The following is a 15,493-nucleotide window of genomic DNA, read 5'->3' on the forward strand; positions in this document are numbered from 1 at the left end:
TCCGTGTCGCGGCGCGGCGGACGATGGCGGCGGAGGCGGCCTCGTCGACCGGCTCGCCCCCGGCACCGCGCAAGTCAGCGGGTGCGGTGTACTCCCGGCAGGGGCGGAGGGCCGGTGACGCCCATGACGAGGGAGTAGAGCGTGGTGTCGGCGGCGATGAACAGCCGGTTCCTCTTGGCGCCTCCGAAACGGATGTTGGCGACGACGCCGGGGATCAGGAGGCGGCCGAGGAGTGTGCCGTCCGGGTCGTAGCAGTGCACTCCGCCGTCCATCGCAGCGGCCCAGAGCCGGCCTCCGTCGTCGAAGCGGATGTTGTCGAATCTGCCGGCCTTGCACTCGGCGAAGACCCGGTCGGAGGTGAGGGTGCCGTCGTCCTGGACGTCGAAGACCCGGATGTGGTTGACCCTGCTGTCCGAGACGTAGAGCCGGCTCTCGTCGAGGGAGAAGACCAGGCCGTTGGGGCCGCCGAAGCCGTCGGCGACCAGCCGGACCTCCCCGGTGCCCGGGTCCACCCGGTAGACGTTGGTGGTGCCGATCTCGCTCTCGGCGCGGTGGCCCTCGTAGTCGCTGGTGATCCCGAAGTCGGGGTCGGAGAACCAGATCGAGCCGTCGGACCGCACGGCCGCGTCGTTCGGACTGTTCAGCCGCTTGCCCTCGAACCGGTCGGCGATGACGGTGATCGAACCGTCGTGCTCGGTGCGGGTCACCCGGCGGTTACCCTGTTCACAGGTGATCAGGCGGCCCTCGTTGTCCAGGGTGTTGCCGTTGGGGTGACCGGCGGGCGAGCGGAAGACGCCGACCTGCCCGGTGGTTTCGTCCCAGCGCAGCATGCGGTCGTTGGGGATGTCGCTCCACACCAGGTACCGCCCGGCCGGGACGTACAGCGGGCCCTCGGCCCAGCGGCAGCCCTCGTGGAGGATCTCCGGCTTCGAGTCGCCCACGTGGCACTTGCCGGTGCGGAAGCGGTCGTCAAGGATCTCGTACAACTGCGGTCGCTCTTCTGGCATGTCGCCAACCCCCACTGTGGTTCCGAAGTTGATTCAGCAGAACCTCACTATGCAGAATGTCATTCGGTCCATCAACCTCATTGCCGAAGGAGATCCATTGGACGACACAGACCGGCGGTTGCTCGTCCTCCTGCAGGAGGACGCGTCGAGGTCGTACGCGGCGCTCGGGGAGGCGGTCGGACTGTCCGCCGGAGCGACCCATGAGCGGGTCCGCAAGCTGCGGGAGCGGGGAGTCATCCGGCGTACCTCCGTGGAGGTGGACCCCGCGGCGGTGGGACGGGGCGTGCTCGCCTTCGTCACGGTCACGTCGACACGGTGGATGGGGGAGAGCGGCGACGCGTTCGCCGCGATCCCGGAGATCCAGGAGGCCCATGTCATCGCGGGCAGCGCTTCGGTACTGGTCAAGGTCAGGACCACGACGACGGAGCAGCTCCAGGACGTGCTCCGCCGCGTCTACGCGATCCCCGGCGTGAGCGGTACCCAGGCCACCGTCGCCCTGGAGACCTTCTTCGAGCGGCCGGTCGTTCCGTAGCCGCTCACCGGCCGCCGCGGCGACGGCCCCCTCCGGCCTCTCGACGCGCCGCGCCCGAGCGTGCACAGTTCTCCCTGCGCGCTTGATTCATACCGACGAGTAGCCAGGGAGTGCCCGTGACCAGCTGGGCCGGCCGGACCGCCGCCGACATCGCAGCGGCCGTACGCGAGAAGAACGTCACGCCGCGGCAGGTGGTGGCGGAGCATCTCGCGCGGATCGAGCGGCTCGACGGCCGGATCGGGGCCTTCCGCGCCGTACGGGCCGAGGCGGCGCTGGCGGAGGCGGACGAGGTGGGGGCGCGGGCCGATCTGGCCGGGCTGCCGCTGGCGGGGGTGCCGGTGGCGGTGAAGGACAACCTGGCGGTGCGCGGCGAGTCGCACCGCAACGGCTCCGCCGCGACGCCGGACGAACCGGCCGCCGAGGACCATGTGACGGTGGCCCGGCTGAGGGCGGCCGGCGCCGTGGTCGTGGGCCTGACGAACGTGCCCGAGCTGTGTGTCTTTGGCACCACGGAGGGCGTCCACGGCACCGCCCGCAACCCCTGGGACCCCTCCCGCACGGCGGGCGGCTCCTCCGGCGGCAGCGCGGCAGCGGTGGCCGCGGGCCTGGTGCCGCTCGCGCTCGGCAACGACGGCATGGGCTCGCTGCGCATCCCGGCGGCCAACTGCGGGCTGGTCACGCTGAAGGCGGGGCACGGGGTGGTGCCGGCCGGGATCGGCAACGGCGACTGGTTCGGCATGTCGGAGAACGGCCCGCTGGCCACCACGGTCGGGGATCTGCGGCTGATGCTGTCGGTCCTCGCGGACGCCGGGTTCGCGGGGCACGCGGAACGGGCGCCGCTCAGCATCGCCGTCGCTCTGCGCAGCCCGCTCGCCGGGGTGAGCGTGAGCAGGCCTTACACGACCGCGGTCCGGGATGCGGCCGGAGTGCTGGCCGGGGCCGGACACCGGGTCCGGCGCGCGGAGGCGCCCTATCCGCTCTCCCTCGGCGTGACCACGCTGCGGCACTGGACGGCGGGTACGGCGGTGGACGCGGAGGGCCTGGACCCGGCGCTGCTGGCCCGGCGGACCCGGGTGCACGCGGCCGTGGGCCGTCGCTTCGTCCGGTCGGTCCGCTCCGGGGACCGGCGTGAACGCCTGCGCGCCCGGCTGACCCCGTTCCTCACCGAGCACGACGTGCTGCTGACCCCGGCCCTCGCCCGCCGCTCCCCCAAGGCCGGCCCCTGGCACGAGCGCGGCTGGCTGCGCAACATCCTGGCGAACACCGCCTACTCACCGTTCACCCCGCCGTGGAACCTGACCGGCTGGCCGGCGATGTCGGTCCCCTTCGGCACGCTGCCCTCGGGCGCCCCCTGCGCCGTACAGCTCGTGGCGCGGCCGGGCCGGGAGGCGGATCTGCTGGCGCTGGCGGAGGAGCTGGAGACGCTGCGCCCGTGGTCCCGGACGGCACCGCTGCCGGACTCGGCGGACGGGGTCTGATCGAGCCGTACGGGGTGCGGCCGGGGTCTGCTCCTCAGCGCCGGTATGGGCGTGAGCCTGTCACGCCCATACCGGCGGTGACCTGGCTGGTCCGGCCCGGCGGTCAGTCCACGCTGGGCAGGATGTGGGGTTCGGCGAGGTCTTCCTCGTACCCCGCGAGGCGGATGGGGGCGGACCGGGCCCACACGTCGAGGCTGCCGAGCTCACCGTGCCGCCGGCCGGCTCGCTCGCCGCGTTCCTTGGGGCGTTCGTCGAGATTCGTCTTCTCCGGTGTCACCGCGCACTCCTTATGTGTCGGGCTCACCCTCGGGGCATACCGCACAGCTGCGCTCCGGCACTCGTGCCCGCTCGGGTCTGGATGGAAGGCCAGTTCGGACGCGGTGGCGCCGGTACGGACGATGGGTGTGGGTGGGACCCGGTACTGCTGTCCGCGCCCTCCAGATTAACCAAATGAGCGGGCAGCCGCTCGATAGGGAGTGCAAACAAGGTGTAACTATCGGGAGTCGCCCGACCCCCCAATGCCTCTCAATATGCAGCTATTTGCCACAAAGCGCATCACTCGATGACCCAAACGAATCACCCACTCGGCCTACCAGGCGAACACGCCTTCGAATCCGAGTGGGCTCTTCGGTTGCCGAGCGCGCAGGCTCACCACTTGCCGGGCGCGTAGTCCTTCATGAAGACGCCGTACAGGTCCTCGCCCGCCTCGCCGCGCACGATCGGGTCGTATACACGGGCCGCGCCGTCGACCAGGTCGAGGGGTGCGTGGAAGCCGGCCTCGGCCAGCCGCAGCTTCTCGTAGTGCGGACGCTCGTCGGTGATCCAGCCGGTGTCGACGGCGGTCATGAGGATGCCGTCGGTGTCGAACATCTCCTGGGCGCTGGTCCGCGTCACCATGTTCATGGCCGCTTTCGCGGCGTTGGTGTTCGGGTGCCCGGCGCCCTTGTAGCCGCGGCTGAAGACGCCCTCCATCGCGGAGACGTTGACGACGTAGGCACGCCCGCGGCCCGCCCGCCGCGCCGCCTCCGCCATGGCCGGGCGCAGCTTGCTGATGAGGATGAACGGCGCCGTGTAGTTGCAGAGCTGGGTCTCCAGCAGCTCCACCGGGGAGATCTGCTCGATGGTCTGCACCCAGGTGTTGCTGTCGACCACGTCGGGGACGAGGCCGCCCGCGTCGATGGCCGTGCCCTCGAGGTGCCGGGCGACGCTGGCGTTGCCCGCGACGAGGGCGAGGTCGGCGACCTTCTGCGCGTCCAGGCCGCTGCTGCCGACGGACAGCGCGGCCATGCCGTCGACGGCACCGGAGTTGAAGGCGCCGATGACGTGGTGGGAGGGCAGTTCACCGGCGGGCAGCGGCGCGCTCTCGCCGTCCACCAGGGCTGCGTACGCGGAGGGCAGCCGGCGCACGGTCTGCGTGGCGTTGTTGATCAGGATGTCGAGCGGGCCCGCCTCGGCGACCTGCTCGGCCAGGGCCACGGCCTGCGCCGGGTCGCGCAGGTCGATGCCGACGACCTCCAGCCGGTGCAGCCAGTCCGCCGAGTCCTCCATCGCCTTGAAGCGGCGGATGGCGTCCTTGGGGAAGCGGGTGGTGACGGTCGTGTGCGCGCCGTCCCGCAGCAGCCGGAGCGCGATGTACATGCCGATCTTGGCGCGGCCGCCGGTGAGCAGGGCGCGCTTGCCGGTGAGGTCGGCGCGGGCGTCCCGCTTGGCCCGGTTCTCGTCGGCGCACTTCTGGCAGAGCTGGTGGTAGAAGTAGTCGACCTCGACGTACCGCTGCTTGCAGACGTAGCAGGAGCGGGGGCGCTGCAGAATACCCGCGATCCTGCCCTCGTCGATCTTGGAGGAGGGCAGGATGCCCTCGGTCTCGTCGTCGATGCGCTCTGCGGAGCCGGTGGCGGTGGCCTCGGTGACGAAGCGGTCGTGCGCGGTCTTGGCGGCGCGGCGCTCCTGGCGGCGGCGCTGCTTGACCGTGCGGTAGATCTGCGAAGTGGCCCGGCGCACCGTGATCGCGTCGGGGTGGTCGACGTCGAGCCGGTCGAGCTCCTCGAGCACGCTCAGGCAGACGGCCAGCCGCTCGGGGTCGATACCGGGTCCGTGGACCACCTCTTCCATGGATGCGTCCGTGGGGACGGCCATGGCTGCCTCCATGGACACGGAACCGTCCTCTGTCACCGTCATCGCGCTGCCGCTTCCCTGATCACCCGCGCAGCGCTCCGACTCGCGCCCGCTATCGAACGGGGAATTTTACGTAGCGGCACACCCTACGACCAAACCGCTCCCCCGGCCCCCGCCCTCGCCCACCGCCCCAAGCCGCTGAAGTGCGACAACGCCCCTTCGCCCGCCCCGCGGTCCGACCGCACCGACGACCGTCTCCGCCGCGGGCCCCACCGACGACCGATCCCGGCACGGCTGCGCCCCGGCCCGCCGCGGAGGCGGGCCGGGGCGGGGCTCGGCCGCACGGCCGGTACGAACCCGGAGGCGAAGCCGAACCCGGGGCCCGGCCGGAGGCCGGTCCTCAGGCCTCGCACACCGTGAGCAGGTCCCGCACCTCCTCCGACACCGCGCGGGCGAACACGTCCAGGTCAGGGACGGCCTGGGCGTCGGCCACCAGCCCGTAGTGCACGTGCCCGCGGTACGTCGAGATCGCGACCGCCAGCGACTGCCCGGGCGCGAGCGGGGCCAGCGGATACACCTCCGTCAGCTCCTGACCGCCCAGCCGCAGCCCGAACCCCGGCAGCGGCACGCTGGTGACCAGGATGTCGAACCACAGCCGCGCGGCCTGGCCGACCAGCGGCCCGCCGAGCCGGTGGCCGAGGGCCGGTACGTGGTCGGCGAGCAGCGCGACCGCGCCGGCGCCCCGGTTCGGCCCCGCGTCCTTGTTGCGGACCATCGCGGCGCGGACGGTGTCGAGCCGGCGCAGCGGATCGGGGTCGTCGACCGGAAGCCGTGTCAGGTACCCGGAGAGCCGGTTGCCCTGTGGTTGCGCGGTGCGCGGACGGCGCCGCGAGACCGGGATGAGGGCGCGCGGCGCCACCCCCTCGGTGTCCTCTCCGCGCGCGTCCAGCCAGCGGCGCAGCGCACCGGCGACCACGGCGATGAGCACGTCGTTGACGGTGCCGCCGGCGCTCTTGCGGACCCGGTGCACGTCGTCGATGTCGAGGACGACCCCGGCCGTGCGGCGGGTGCCGCTGGGCGCCGAGGTCAGCGCGGACGAGGGGCGCATGCCGAGGGTGGAGCGGGCGAGCGAGGCGCCGATGTCCAGGGCCCGGCCCACGTCGGACAGCGCGCCTCTGACCAGACCGGGCATCATGCCGGGCAGTCTGCGCACGTCGGACAGGACGTCGGAGAGCGGGCCGCGCGGCGGCTCGACGGCCCGCGGGGCGCGCTCGGGCAGGTCGACCGGGTCGAGCACACCGGCGGCCAGCTTCAGCGCGCGCAGCCCGTCGGCGAGGGCGTGGTGGAACTTGAACAGCACGGCGAAGGAGACGCCGTCCTCGCCGGGCAGCACATGTGCCTCCCACGGCGGGCGGTCGCGCTCCAGCGGCCGTTCCATCAGCCGGCCCGCGACCGCGTGGAAGTCGGCGGTCGGCGCGTGCAGGCGTACGTGGTCCAGCGGGTCGAAGTCCGGGGCGGGTTCGCGGGTGGCGCCGCCGAACGCGAGCGGCTGCCAGGTGTCCCGGATGCGCATGCGCAGGCCGGGCACGGCGGCGGCGCGGGCGGCCAGCAGGTCGGCCGCGTGCGCGCCCGCGGTGGGCGAGTGCGCGGCGAACACGCCGAGCGCTCCCAGGTGCATCGGGTGCCGTTCGGACTCGATGTTCCAGAAGGCCAGGTCGAGGGGAGCGAGCGGGTCGGAGGTCAAGGCTTGCCTCGCACGTCGACGACGGGGTGAACCAGAAGTCAATCCCCGAGAGGTGATTACGGTCAAGTACGATCGTGCTACGGACAGTTAACGGCGGATTAAGTCCCGCTCGCCGAGAGGGGCGGGACTCATGAGACGGCCGAGGTCGGCCGAGGTCATCTCAGGACGGGGGGCGCGGCCGAGGGCGCCGTACCCCACTCCGACGGGCGCGGGCCGACCGTGAACGCGAGCGTGCGCAGGGAGCGCAGCGCATCCGTGCGCAGATAGGTCCGCGCGTGCGGTGTCCCGTCCGTGCGGACGCCCTGGATGTAGTGGTCGGCGGCCGAGGTGCCGGGAGCGGTCACGGTGAGCCGCCCGCCGGGCCAGTAGCGGCGGTCCAGGGTGAGGTCGACCCGGTCGAACACCGGGGTGGACAGGCCCCAGGTGTCGTAGCCGGGCTGGATCGGGAAGAGCCCGATGGAGGACAGGACGTTCCAGGCGGACATGGTGCCCAGGTCGTCGTTGCCGGTCATGCCGGTGGGTCCGTCGGTGAACAGGGTCAGCGCCGCGTGCACCACGTCCGTGGTCTTCCAGGGCTGTCCGGTGGACAGGTACGTGTAGGGCGCGATGAGGTCGGGCTCGTTCATCGGGTTGTACTTGTCGGCGTTGTAGTAGGCGTACGCGTCGCCGTGCACCCACACCTCGCGGGCGGTGCGCCCGGGGTCGGCCAGCAGTCGGTCGTAGGCGAAGAAGGCGTCCAGGCGGTCGTTGGCCGCGCGCTCGCCGCCGATCAGGCCGACCACGCCGGGCAGGTCGTGCGGGACCAGCCACTGGTACTGCCAGGCCGTGCCCTCGTGGAAGCCGGGGGCGCGGGCCGGGTCGAGCGTACCGGTGAAGGCGCCGGAGGCGTCGCGGGGGCGGAAGAAGCCGGTCGCGGGGTCGAAGACGGTCCGGTAGTTCCGGGCGCGGGCGGCGTAGCGGGCGGCGTCCGCCCGGTGTCCGAGGCCGCGGGCCATCTGCGCGAGCACGGCGTCGGCGAGGGCGTACTCGAGGGTGACGGAGGCGCCGTGGTGGTAGTCGGAGTCGCCCATCTTGGCGAGCGGGCGGTTCCAGACGTAGGGCGCGAAGCCGTGCGCGATGTACTCGGCGTTCGCCTCCCGGCCGATGCCCGGATAGCCGGCGGGCGGCACGCCGTCGGCGTTCTTCCTGAGCGCCCGGTAGGCCCGCTCCTCGAAGCCCTTGAGCAGGCCCATCTGGTACGCGGTGGTCAGGAACGGGGTGACCGGGTCGCCGCTCATGACGTTCGTCTCGACCGGCCCGTAGCCCCACTTGGGCAGCCAGCCGCCGTCCTCGTCCACCTGCACCACCGACCGGGCCATGTCGCGTGCCTCGCGGGGCGCGAGCAGGGCGAGGAGCTGGGCCTGGGTGCGGTAGGTGTCCCACAGGGACCAGTTCTGGTAGTAGGTGAAGCCCCGCGCGCGGTGGACGCGGCGGTCCCAGCCGAGGTAGCGGCCGTCGGCGTCGCTGCCGACGTTCGGCGCGAGGAACGAGCGGTAGAGCGAGGAGTAGAAGGTGCGGCGCAGCACCGGGGCGCCGCCCTGGACACGGACGGTGGCGAGCCGCCGCTCCCACTCCTCGCGGGCCCGGTGCCGCACGGCGTCGAAGGACCGGCCGCCCTCGGCCCGCAGGTTGGCGGCGGCTCCGTCCGCGTCGACGTACGACAGGGCGGTGGTCGCCTCGACGGTACGGTCCCGCGTCGTGTCGAAGCGGACGTAGGCGCCGCCGCGGCCGGTGCGCGCGCCGGCGGTGACCGTCGGTCCGTCCCAGGTGCCGTAGGCCGTGAACGGGCGGCTGAAGCGGGTGATGGTGTGGACGGTGTACGGGCCGGTGTCCCGGCAGAATCCGTGGCCGGTGATCTCCGTGCGCACGGTGCGGTCGTCGAGGATCTCGACCTTGCTGCCGCCCGGCCGGTGCAGCGCCTGGGCGGCGTTCAGCAGGACGTTGGCCCGGCCGGTGGCGGGGAAGGTGTAGCGCTGCACCCCGGTGCGCGTGGTCGCGGTGAGTTCGGCGCGGATGCCGGAGCCGAGGCCGACGCGGTAGTAGCCCGGGGTCGCCTCCTCGTCCGCGTGCCGGAACCCCGCGGCGTACTTGGTGTAGTCCGTCCGCGTGACGTCGCCGGTGGTGGGCAGTACGGGCAGGTCGCCGCCGATCCGGCAGCCGACGCCGGAGAGGTGGACCAGCGAGAAACCGCGGACGCGGTCCTGCGTGTAGTCGTAGCCGGTGTTGTGCCCGGTGTCCGGGGAGAGCTGCACCATGCCGAAGGGCACGGCGGCGCCGGGGAAGGTGTTGCCCTCGTCCTGGGTCCCGATGAAGGGGTTGACCAGGTCGGCGAGGTGGCCGTCGGTCCGCTCGGCGGCGCGTGCGGCGGGGGTGGCGATCAGCGTGGACGCTGCCATCACTCCGGCCAGGCACAGCCGTGTGCGCCGGGTCCCTCTCATGTCGGATGACCTCCGAAGGTTCGACATCGTTGCCTGCATCGTGGCGGGCGAACGAGGCGAACCCGGGCATTCCGGGAGGGTGATACGGAACGCGTCGCGGCGACGGGCGGCCTGACGGGGCGTCGGTCAGTCGACCCGCTGCCCCTTGCCCAGGGCGATCACGCCGCCCTGGGAGACGGTGTACAGCTCGGCGTCCCGCTCGGGGTTGACGCCGATCGTCGCGCCGGGCGGGACCTCGACGTTCTTGTCGAGGACGGCGCCGCGCACCACCGCGCCCCGGCCGACGCGCACGTTGTCGTGCAGCACCGAGCCCTGTACGACCGCTCCCGGGTCGACGCGCACCCCGGGCGACAGCACGGAGCGGGTGACCTGACCGCGGATCAGGCACCCGGCGCTGATGATGGACTCGCTCGCGATGCCGCCCGCGTTGAAGCGCGCCGGGGAGAGCTGGCCCGAGTGGGTGTAGATGGGCCACTGGCGGTTGTAGAGGTTGAAGGCGGGGCGCTCGGCTATCAGGTCCATGTGGGCCTCGTAGTAGGCGTCGAGCGTGCCGACGTCCCGCCAGTAGCCCTGGTCCCGGGTGGTCTCGCCGGGGACGTGGTTCTCGCTGAAGTCGTAGAGCTGCGCCTCGCCGCGGACGGTGAGCTGGGGCAGGATCGAGCCGCCCATGTCGTGCACGGACTGGCTGTCCTCGGCGTCCCGTTGCAGCGCCTCGATGAGGGCCTTGGTGGTGAAGACGTAGTTGCCCATGGATGCGAACACGCACTCGGGGTCGTCGGCGAGGCCGGGCGGGTCGGCCGGCTTCTCCAGGAAGCGCCGCACGGTGCGGCCGTCCGAGCCCGGCGTGATCACCCCGAAGGAGGAGGACTCCGAGCGCGGCACCCGGATGCCGGCCACCGTCACGCCCGCGCCGCCCTCGATGTGCTGGCGGAGCATCTGCCGCGGGTCCATCCGGTAGACGTGGTCGGCGCCGAACACGGCCACGTACTCGGGCTGTTCGTCGTACACGAGGTTCAGCGACTGCAGGATCGCGTCGGCGCTGCCCAGGTACCAGCGCGGGCCGAGGCGCTGCTGGGCGGGGACCGGCGTGACGTAGTTCCCGAGCAGGCTGGACATCCGCCAGGTGGTGGTGATGTGCCGGTCCAGCGAGTGCGACTTGTACTGGGTCAGCACGCAGATGCGCAGGACGTCGGCGTTGACGAGGTTGGACAGGACGAAGTCGACGAGCCGGTAGGTGCCGCCGAAGGTTACCGCCGGTTTGGCGCGGTCGGCGGTGAGCGGCATCAGGCGTTTGCCCTCCCCGCCCGCCAGCACGATCCCGAGTACCGAAGGCCCTCCCCCGTTCTCGACTTCGCTCGAACGGGGGTACCCCCATCGCCTCATGACGGCTCCCCTCACCCTGGTTCCACCATGGATGCCCCGAGGGGGCCGGACTAAGCCTGCTTGAGGATCTCCTCGTAGAGTCCGGCGGTCCGCCGGGCCACCGCGTCCCAGCCGAACTCGCCCACCGCGCGCAGCCGTCCGGCCTCTCCCATCCGCTCGGCGGCCTCCGGGTCGCCGAGTACGGTGTCCAGCGCCCGGGCGAGGCCGGCCTCGAAGTCGTCGTCGACGTCGACCAGCAGGCCGGTGCGGCCGTCGTCCACCACCTCCGGGATGCCGCCGACCCGGGAGGCCACGACCGGCGTTCCGCAGGCCATCGCCTCCAGGTTGACGATGCCGAGTGGTTCGTACACCGAGGGGCAGACGAACACCGCGGCCCGCGTGAGGAGTTGGATCACCTCGGGGCGCGGCAGCATCTGCGGGATCCAGAGCACGCCCGCACGGACCCGGCTCAGCTCCTGGTACAGCTCCCGGAACTCCCGGTCGATCTCCGGGGTGTCGGGCGCGCCCGCGCACAGCACCACCTGGGTGCCGGGGTCGATGTCCCGTACCGCCCGCAGCAGATGGGGCACGCCCTTCTGGCGGGTGATCCGGCCGACGAACAGGACGTACGGGCGGGTGGGGTCGACACCGTGCCGGAGCAGGGCGTCGATGCCGTGGTCCGGGCGGTACAGGGCGGTGTCGATGCCGTTGTGCACGACGTGCACCCGGGCCGGGTCGAGCGCGGGGTAGCAGGCGAGGATGTCCTCGCGCATGGCCCCGGACACGGCGATCACCGCGTCGGCGGCCTCGATCGCGGTGCGCTCGGTCCAGCTCGACAGCGCGTACCCGCCGCCCAGTTGCTCGGCCTTCCAGGGGCGCAGGGGCTCCAGCGAGTGCGCGGTGACCACGTGCGGGACGCCGTACTGGAGCTTGGCGAGGTGCCCGGCGAGATTGGCGTACCAGGTGTGGGAGTGCACGAGTTCGCGGCCCTCGAGGGCGGCGGCGATGGAGAGGTCCACGGAGAAGGTGCGCAGCGCGTCGTTGGAGCCGTCGAGCGCGGACCAGGGTCGGTGCCGTACGACGCCCACGCCGCGGCCCTCGCCCCAGCAGTGCACCTCGAGGTCCACCAGCGAGGCCAGTTCGCGGGCGAGGAACTCCACATGGACGCCCGCGCCGCCGTACACGTCCGGGGGGTACTCCCGGGTCAGCAGTCCCACTCGCACCCGACAACCCCCTGGTCTCGTCCGTACGTTGACTTCATGGTCACCCAGATACGGCGCGCGGGGAAGAGCGCGGCGGCCGGGTGAAGCAGCAGTCGCCGCAGACTCCGCCGCCGGGCACCCTGTAGTACAGGCAGCAGCTCCGGCGGCGGAAGGCCGTCGCCGTGCGGGTGCCGGTGCCGCGCAGGAGGGGATGGGCGAAGAGCTCGCCGGTGAGGGCGCGGGCCCGCTCCGCCACGTCGGTACGGCCGTTGGCCCCGGCCCAGCGGTCCAGTTCCCGTGCCGCGCCGGCGAGCGCCGAGCCGGCGTTGCCCCGCAGCAGTCCGGCCGCGATCCCGTAACGGGCTCTCAGGGCCACCCCTAGGGGTTCCAGATGGCCGTGCAGCACGGTGTCCGCGAGCGTGGCCGCGTCCCCGGGCAGCGGGCGCACCTCGGTCAGCCACAGGTCGTCGGGGGCGGTGGCGACGGGGTCCCAGCGCAGCAGCCGCGGGTCGAGGCCGGGCAGCCGGCCGTACAGCGCGGCACAGGCGAGGGCCACGGACCACAGCCGGGCGGCCAGGCCCTGCTGGCTGATGGAGGCGGAAACCCGCGGCTCAGCGGCGCGCAGCCGGCCGGCGACGTTCGCGACGCGGAGGGCCAGCGCGTCGCGGTGAACCTCCGGCGCCGACGCCGCGTACGTCTCCGCGAGGGTCGCGAGGGCCTCCGGTGCCGGCCCGGCCGGGTCCGCGCGGGTGCGCAGGACGAAGAAGCCGCCCAGCGGGCGGAGTGCGGCGAGATCGGCGTCGAGGTCCACGGACAGCACTACTACCAGCCCCGGACGCCGCTCCGGAGCCCGGGTCCGCCCCCCGTTCACACCCGTCTTGGGGATGATCGGGGCGGTGGTGTACTCCATCGGCAGTAGGACCCATTGCGTGCTCAGGTACGACGACGGGGACGGGCCCGGGCGGGCAGAGTGTTCGCCATGACCGCCGAACGTACGCCGCGCCGGGCCCAGGGGGCCCGCCCCGCGCGAAGGAGCCGAAGATGAGCGCCCTCGCGCTGTCCGTGCTGCTGTCGTTCGTCTCCGCCGTCGCGTACGCGGGCGGAGCCATCGTGCAGGAGCAGGTCGCGGTGTCGTGCCCGGACGGGTCGTACATGCCGCTGCGCCGGGCCGGCTGGTGGGCGGCGCTGGCGCTGAACGGCCTCGGCGGCCTGCTGCACGTCGTGGCGCTGGCCTGCGGCCCGCTCAGCCTGGTGCAGCCGCTGGGCGCGCTGACCATCGTCTTCGCCCTGCCCATGGCGGCGCTGTTCGTCGGCCGCAGGGCCGGGGCGGCCGCCTGGCGGGGCGCGGTCATGGCCACGGTGGGCCTCGCGGGCCTGCTGTCCCTGGTCGGCTCGGCGGACGCGCGGTCTCTCGACTCGGCCCAGCGGGTGGCCGTGGCGCTGGTCACCGGTGGGGGGGTCGTGGCGCTGACGTGCGCGGGTCTGGCCGTGCACCGGAACCCTGCCGTGCGGAGCGTGCTGCTCGCCACCGCCTCCGGCACGGCGTTCGGCATGTCGTCGGTGTTCACCAAGACCGTCGCGGTCGACTGGAGCGACGGGATCGACCTCGGCGATCTGCCTTCCCTCGCCGTGATCGGCGTGTTCGCGACCGCCGGGGTCCTGCTGTCCCAGGCCTCCTACCGGGGCGGCGGCCTCGCCGCGCCGCTGGCCACGGCCACCGTGGTGAATCCGATGCTGGCCGCGGCGGTCGGCATCCTGATGTTCGGCGAGACGTTCCGCCACGGCAGCACCGGCACCGTGCTGGCGCTCGGCTGCGCGGTGGTGGCCGCGGGTGGCCTGATCCTGCTCACCACCGAGCGGCTGGAGCACACCCCGGCCGCCGCCGGCGCCGGGCCGGCGGAGACGGGCCTGGACGAGGAGGGCCTGAGGCAGGCGGGCCTGACGCGGGCGGGCCCGGCGCAGGCGGGCCCGGCTCACGTGGACTCAGCTCACGCGGGTCTGCCGGAGGGCGACTTGACGCCGGCCGCCCTGGAAGACGTACGGGTGCCCGAGGGCGCCGCCTTCGACGGCACGCCGTACGTCCCGCTGTGCGCGAACATCTACGCCCCGCTGCCCGTCCTGAACGCGTACCGCTCGCGGGTCACATCCTGACACCACCGGCCCGGAGATAGGCGATCGGGTCGACGTCGGAGCCGAAGCCGGGCCCGGTGCGCACCTCGAAGTGCAGATGCGGGCCCGTGACGTTCCCGGTCGAGCCGGACCGGCCGATGCGCCGGCCCATGGCGACGCTCTGCCCGGCCCGCACGGAGATCGCCGACAGGTGGGCGTACTGGGTGTAATGCCCGTCCGCGTGCCGGATCACCACCTGATAGCCGTAGGAGCCGCCCCAGCCCGCGGACACCACCTGCCCGGCCCCCGCCGCCTCGACGCTGGTGCCGGTCGGCACCAGGAAGTCGACGCCGGTGTGATAGCCCTTCGACCAGTGCGACCCGGCCACGCGGTAGCCGGTGCCGATACCGGCGTGCACCGGGGCGACGAGCGAGTGCCCGCCGGCCGGCGCCGGATGCCGGGAGGTCTTCTTCTCCGCGTGCTCGGACCTGCCCGGGTGTTCGCGCTGCTCGGCAGGCTTCTGCTCCGCGGGTCTCTTCCTCGAAGGTTCCTTCTTCTTCGGGGACTTGGACCCGGGCGTGGTGCCGGGGTGCGGGCGGGTGTCGGACGCCGGTGGGGCGGTGGCGCGCAGACCGAGCCGCTGGCCCGGCATGATCAGGTCGGGGTCGGAGCCGATGACGGCCCGGTTGCCCTCGTAGAGCTGCCGCCAGCCGCCCCGGACGTGGTGCTCGCCCGCGATGCCGGACAGGGTGTCGCCCCGCACCACCGTGTACATCTCGGCCCGGCCCGCGCGGGACTGCGGTGTCGTCTGCGGCTTCACGTCCCGGACGTCCCGGGTGTCCCGCGTCGGCCCGGTCTTCGCCGGGCGGCTCGCGGCACCGTCCGTGCGCACGTCCGGGGCGGCGCCGCCCTGGTTCAGCCCGGCCCGTACCGAGCACACCGGCCACGCGCCGGGCCCCTGGCCGTCGAGGACGTGTTCGGCGACGGCGATCTGCTGGTCCCTGGTGCCGAGGTCGCGCGGCGCGTACCGGGCGCCGCCGTAGGCCTCCCAGGTGGACTGGGTGAACTGCAGTCCGCCGTAGTAGCCGTTGCCGGTGTTGATGTGCCAGTTCCCGCTGGACTCGCAGGCGGCGACCTTGTTCCAGGTGGCCGCGTCGGCCGCGTCGGCGGTACCCGCGGCGACCAGCGGGATCGCGAGTCCGGCGCCCCCCGCCGTGACGGTGAGTGAGGCGCGGTTGATCCTGTTCGGCTGGTACCGGCGATGCCGGCCGCGTACGGCCATGTCCGAAATCCCCTCGGCATGCGTCAGGAGCGGCAAAAGTAAACGCTGCGAACAGGCCATGACAAGACGGGAAATCGGCCTCCTGTCCGCCTCAAGTGGCCGGGAACGGACCCTCCTTGACGGCATCGGCAACCACGGTGAGCCGACCGGCGCGTCCTGTGCGTAAACAAGCGTGGCGGGTCGGA

12 protein-coding genes are annotated in these 15,493 nt (G+C 72.9%); 3 read left to right on the plus strand and 9 right to left on the minus strand.

What is annotated here, in order from left to right; all coding sequences use genetic code 11:
- Positions 1-74: 74 nt before the first annotated feature.
- The gene (locus tag ACFVVO_RS17285; protein WP_390055735.1) at positions 75-1,007 is read right to left on the minus strand and encodes an SMP-30/gluconolactonase/LRE family protein; all 933 of its coding nucleotides are present in this window, start codon (positions 1,005-1,007) and stop codon (positions 75-77) included.
- Between the two features lie 97 nt (positions 1,008-1,104).
- On the opposite strand from ACFVVO_RS17285, the gene ACFVVO_RS17290 reads away from it, so the two are divergent.
- Both ACFVVO_RS17290 and ACFVVO_RS17295 read left to right on the plus strand, forming a co-directional pair.
- Positions 1,105-1,539, plus strand: a complete 435-nt coding sequence (locus ACFVVO_RS17290) for an Lrp/AsnC family transcriptional regulator (protein WP_390055737.1) — start codon at positions 1,105-1,107, stop codon at positions 1,537-1,539.
- A gap of 116 nt (positions 1,540-1,655) precedes the next feature.
- Positions 1,656-3,017, plus strand: coding sequence for an amidase (locus ACFVVO_RS17295; RefSeq protein ID WP_390055739.1), 1,362 nt, complete (start codon positions 1,656-1,658; stop codon positions 3,015-3,017).
- 103 nt (positions 3,018-3,120) lie between these two features.
- Here the strand turns inward: ACFVVO_RS17295 and ACFVVO_RS17300 are convergent, their stop codons facing one another.
- The 7 genes from ACFVVO_RS17300 to ACFVVO_RS17330 all read right to left on the minus strand — a co-directional run bounded on the left by ACFVVO_RS17300 (position 3,121) and on the right by ACFVVO_RS17330 (position 12,728).
- Positions 3,121-3,294 carry a hypothetical protein gene (locus tag ACFVVO_RS17300; RefSeq protein WP_358937041.1) on the minus strand — a complete coding sequence of 58 codons (174 nt, stop codon included), beginning with the start codon at positions 3,292-3,294 and terminating at the stop codon, positions 3,121-3,123.
- A 371-nt stretch (positions 3,295-3,665) separates the two neighbouring features.
- Positions 3,666-5,195: an SDR family NAD(P)-dependent oxidoreductase gene (locus ACFVVO_RS17305; protein WP_390055741.1), complete on the minus strand. Its 1,530-nt coding sequence runs from the start codon at positions 5,193-5,195 to the stop codon at positions 3,666-3,668.
- Positions 5,196-5,532: 337 nt separating this feature from the next.
- Positions 5,533-6,876 (minus strand): wax ester/triacylglycerol synthase family O-acyltransferase, encoded by a 1,344-nt coding sequence (locus tag ACFVVO_RS17310; protein WP_390055743.1) that lies wholly within the window; start codon positions 6,874-6,876, stop codon positions 5,533-5,535.
- Positions 6,877-7,031: 155 nt separating this feature from the next.
- Positions 7,032-9,353 (minus strand): GH92 family glycosyl hydrolase, encoded by a 2,322-nt coding sequence (locus tag ACFVVO_RS17315; protein ID WP_390055745.1) that lies wholly within the window; start codon positions 9,351-9,353, stop codon positions 7,032-7,034.
- A gap of 126 nt (positions 9,354-9,479) precedes the next feature.
- Positions 9,480-10,736 (minus strand): glucose-1-phosphate adenylyltransferase, encoded by a 1,257-nt coding sequence (glgC, locus tag ACFVVO_RS17320; protein ID WP_390055747.1) that lies wholly within the window; start codon positions 10,734-10,736, stop codon positions 9,480-9,482.
- A gap of 50 nt (positions 10,737-10,786) precedes the next feature.
- Positions 10,787-11,938, minus strand: a complete 1,152-nt coding sequence (gene glgA / locus ACFVVO_RS17325) for a glycogen synthase (RefSeq protein ID WP_390055749.1) — start codon at positions 11,936-11,938, stop codon at positions 10,787-10,789.
- A 40-nt stretch (positions 11,939-11,978) separates the two neighbouring features.
- Positions 11,979-12,728, minus strand: coding sequence for a (2Fe-2S)-binding protein (locus ACFVVO_RS17330; protein WP_390056253.1), 750 nt, complete (start codon positions 12,726-12,728; stop codon positions 11,979-11,981).
- A 230-nt stretch (positions 12,729-12,958) separates the two neighbouring features.
- Here ACFVVO_RS17330 and ACFVVO_RS17335 point away from each other — a divergent pair, with 230 nt between their 5' ends.
- Positions 12,959-14,068, plus strand: coding sequence for a DMT family transporter (locus ACFVVO_RS17335; protein ID WP_390055751.1), 1,110 nt, complete (start codon positions 12,959-12,961; stop codon positions 14,066-14,068).
- Here the strand turns inward: ACFVVO_RS17335 and ACFVVO_RS17340 are convergent.
- Positions 14,058-15,308, minus strand: a complete 1,251-nt coding sequence (locus tag ACFVVO_RS17340) for a transglycosylase family protein (RefSeq protein WP_390055753.1) — start codon at positions 15,306-15,308, stop codon at positions 14,058-14,060. The two genes, ACFVVO_RS17335 and ACFVVO_RS17340, sit on opposite strands and share 11 nt — an antisense overlap.
- Between the last annotated feature and the right edge of the window lie 185 nt (positions 15,309-15,493).

This window comes from Streptomyces sp. NPDC058145 (assembly GCF_042884245.1).
In the GTDB taxonomy this organism is placed as follows: Bacteria; Actinomycetota; Actinomycetes; order Streptomycetales; family Streptomycetaceae; genus Streptomyces.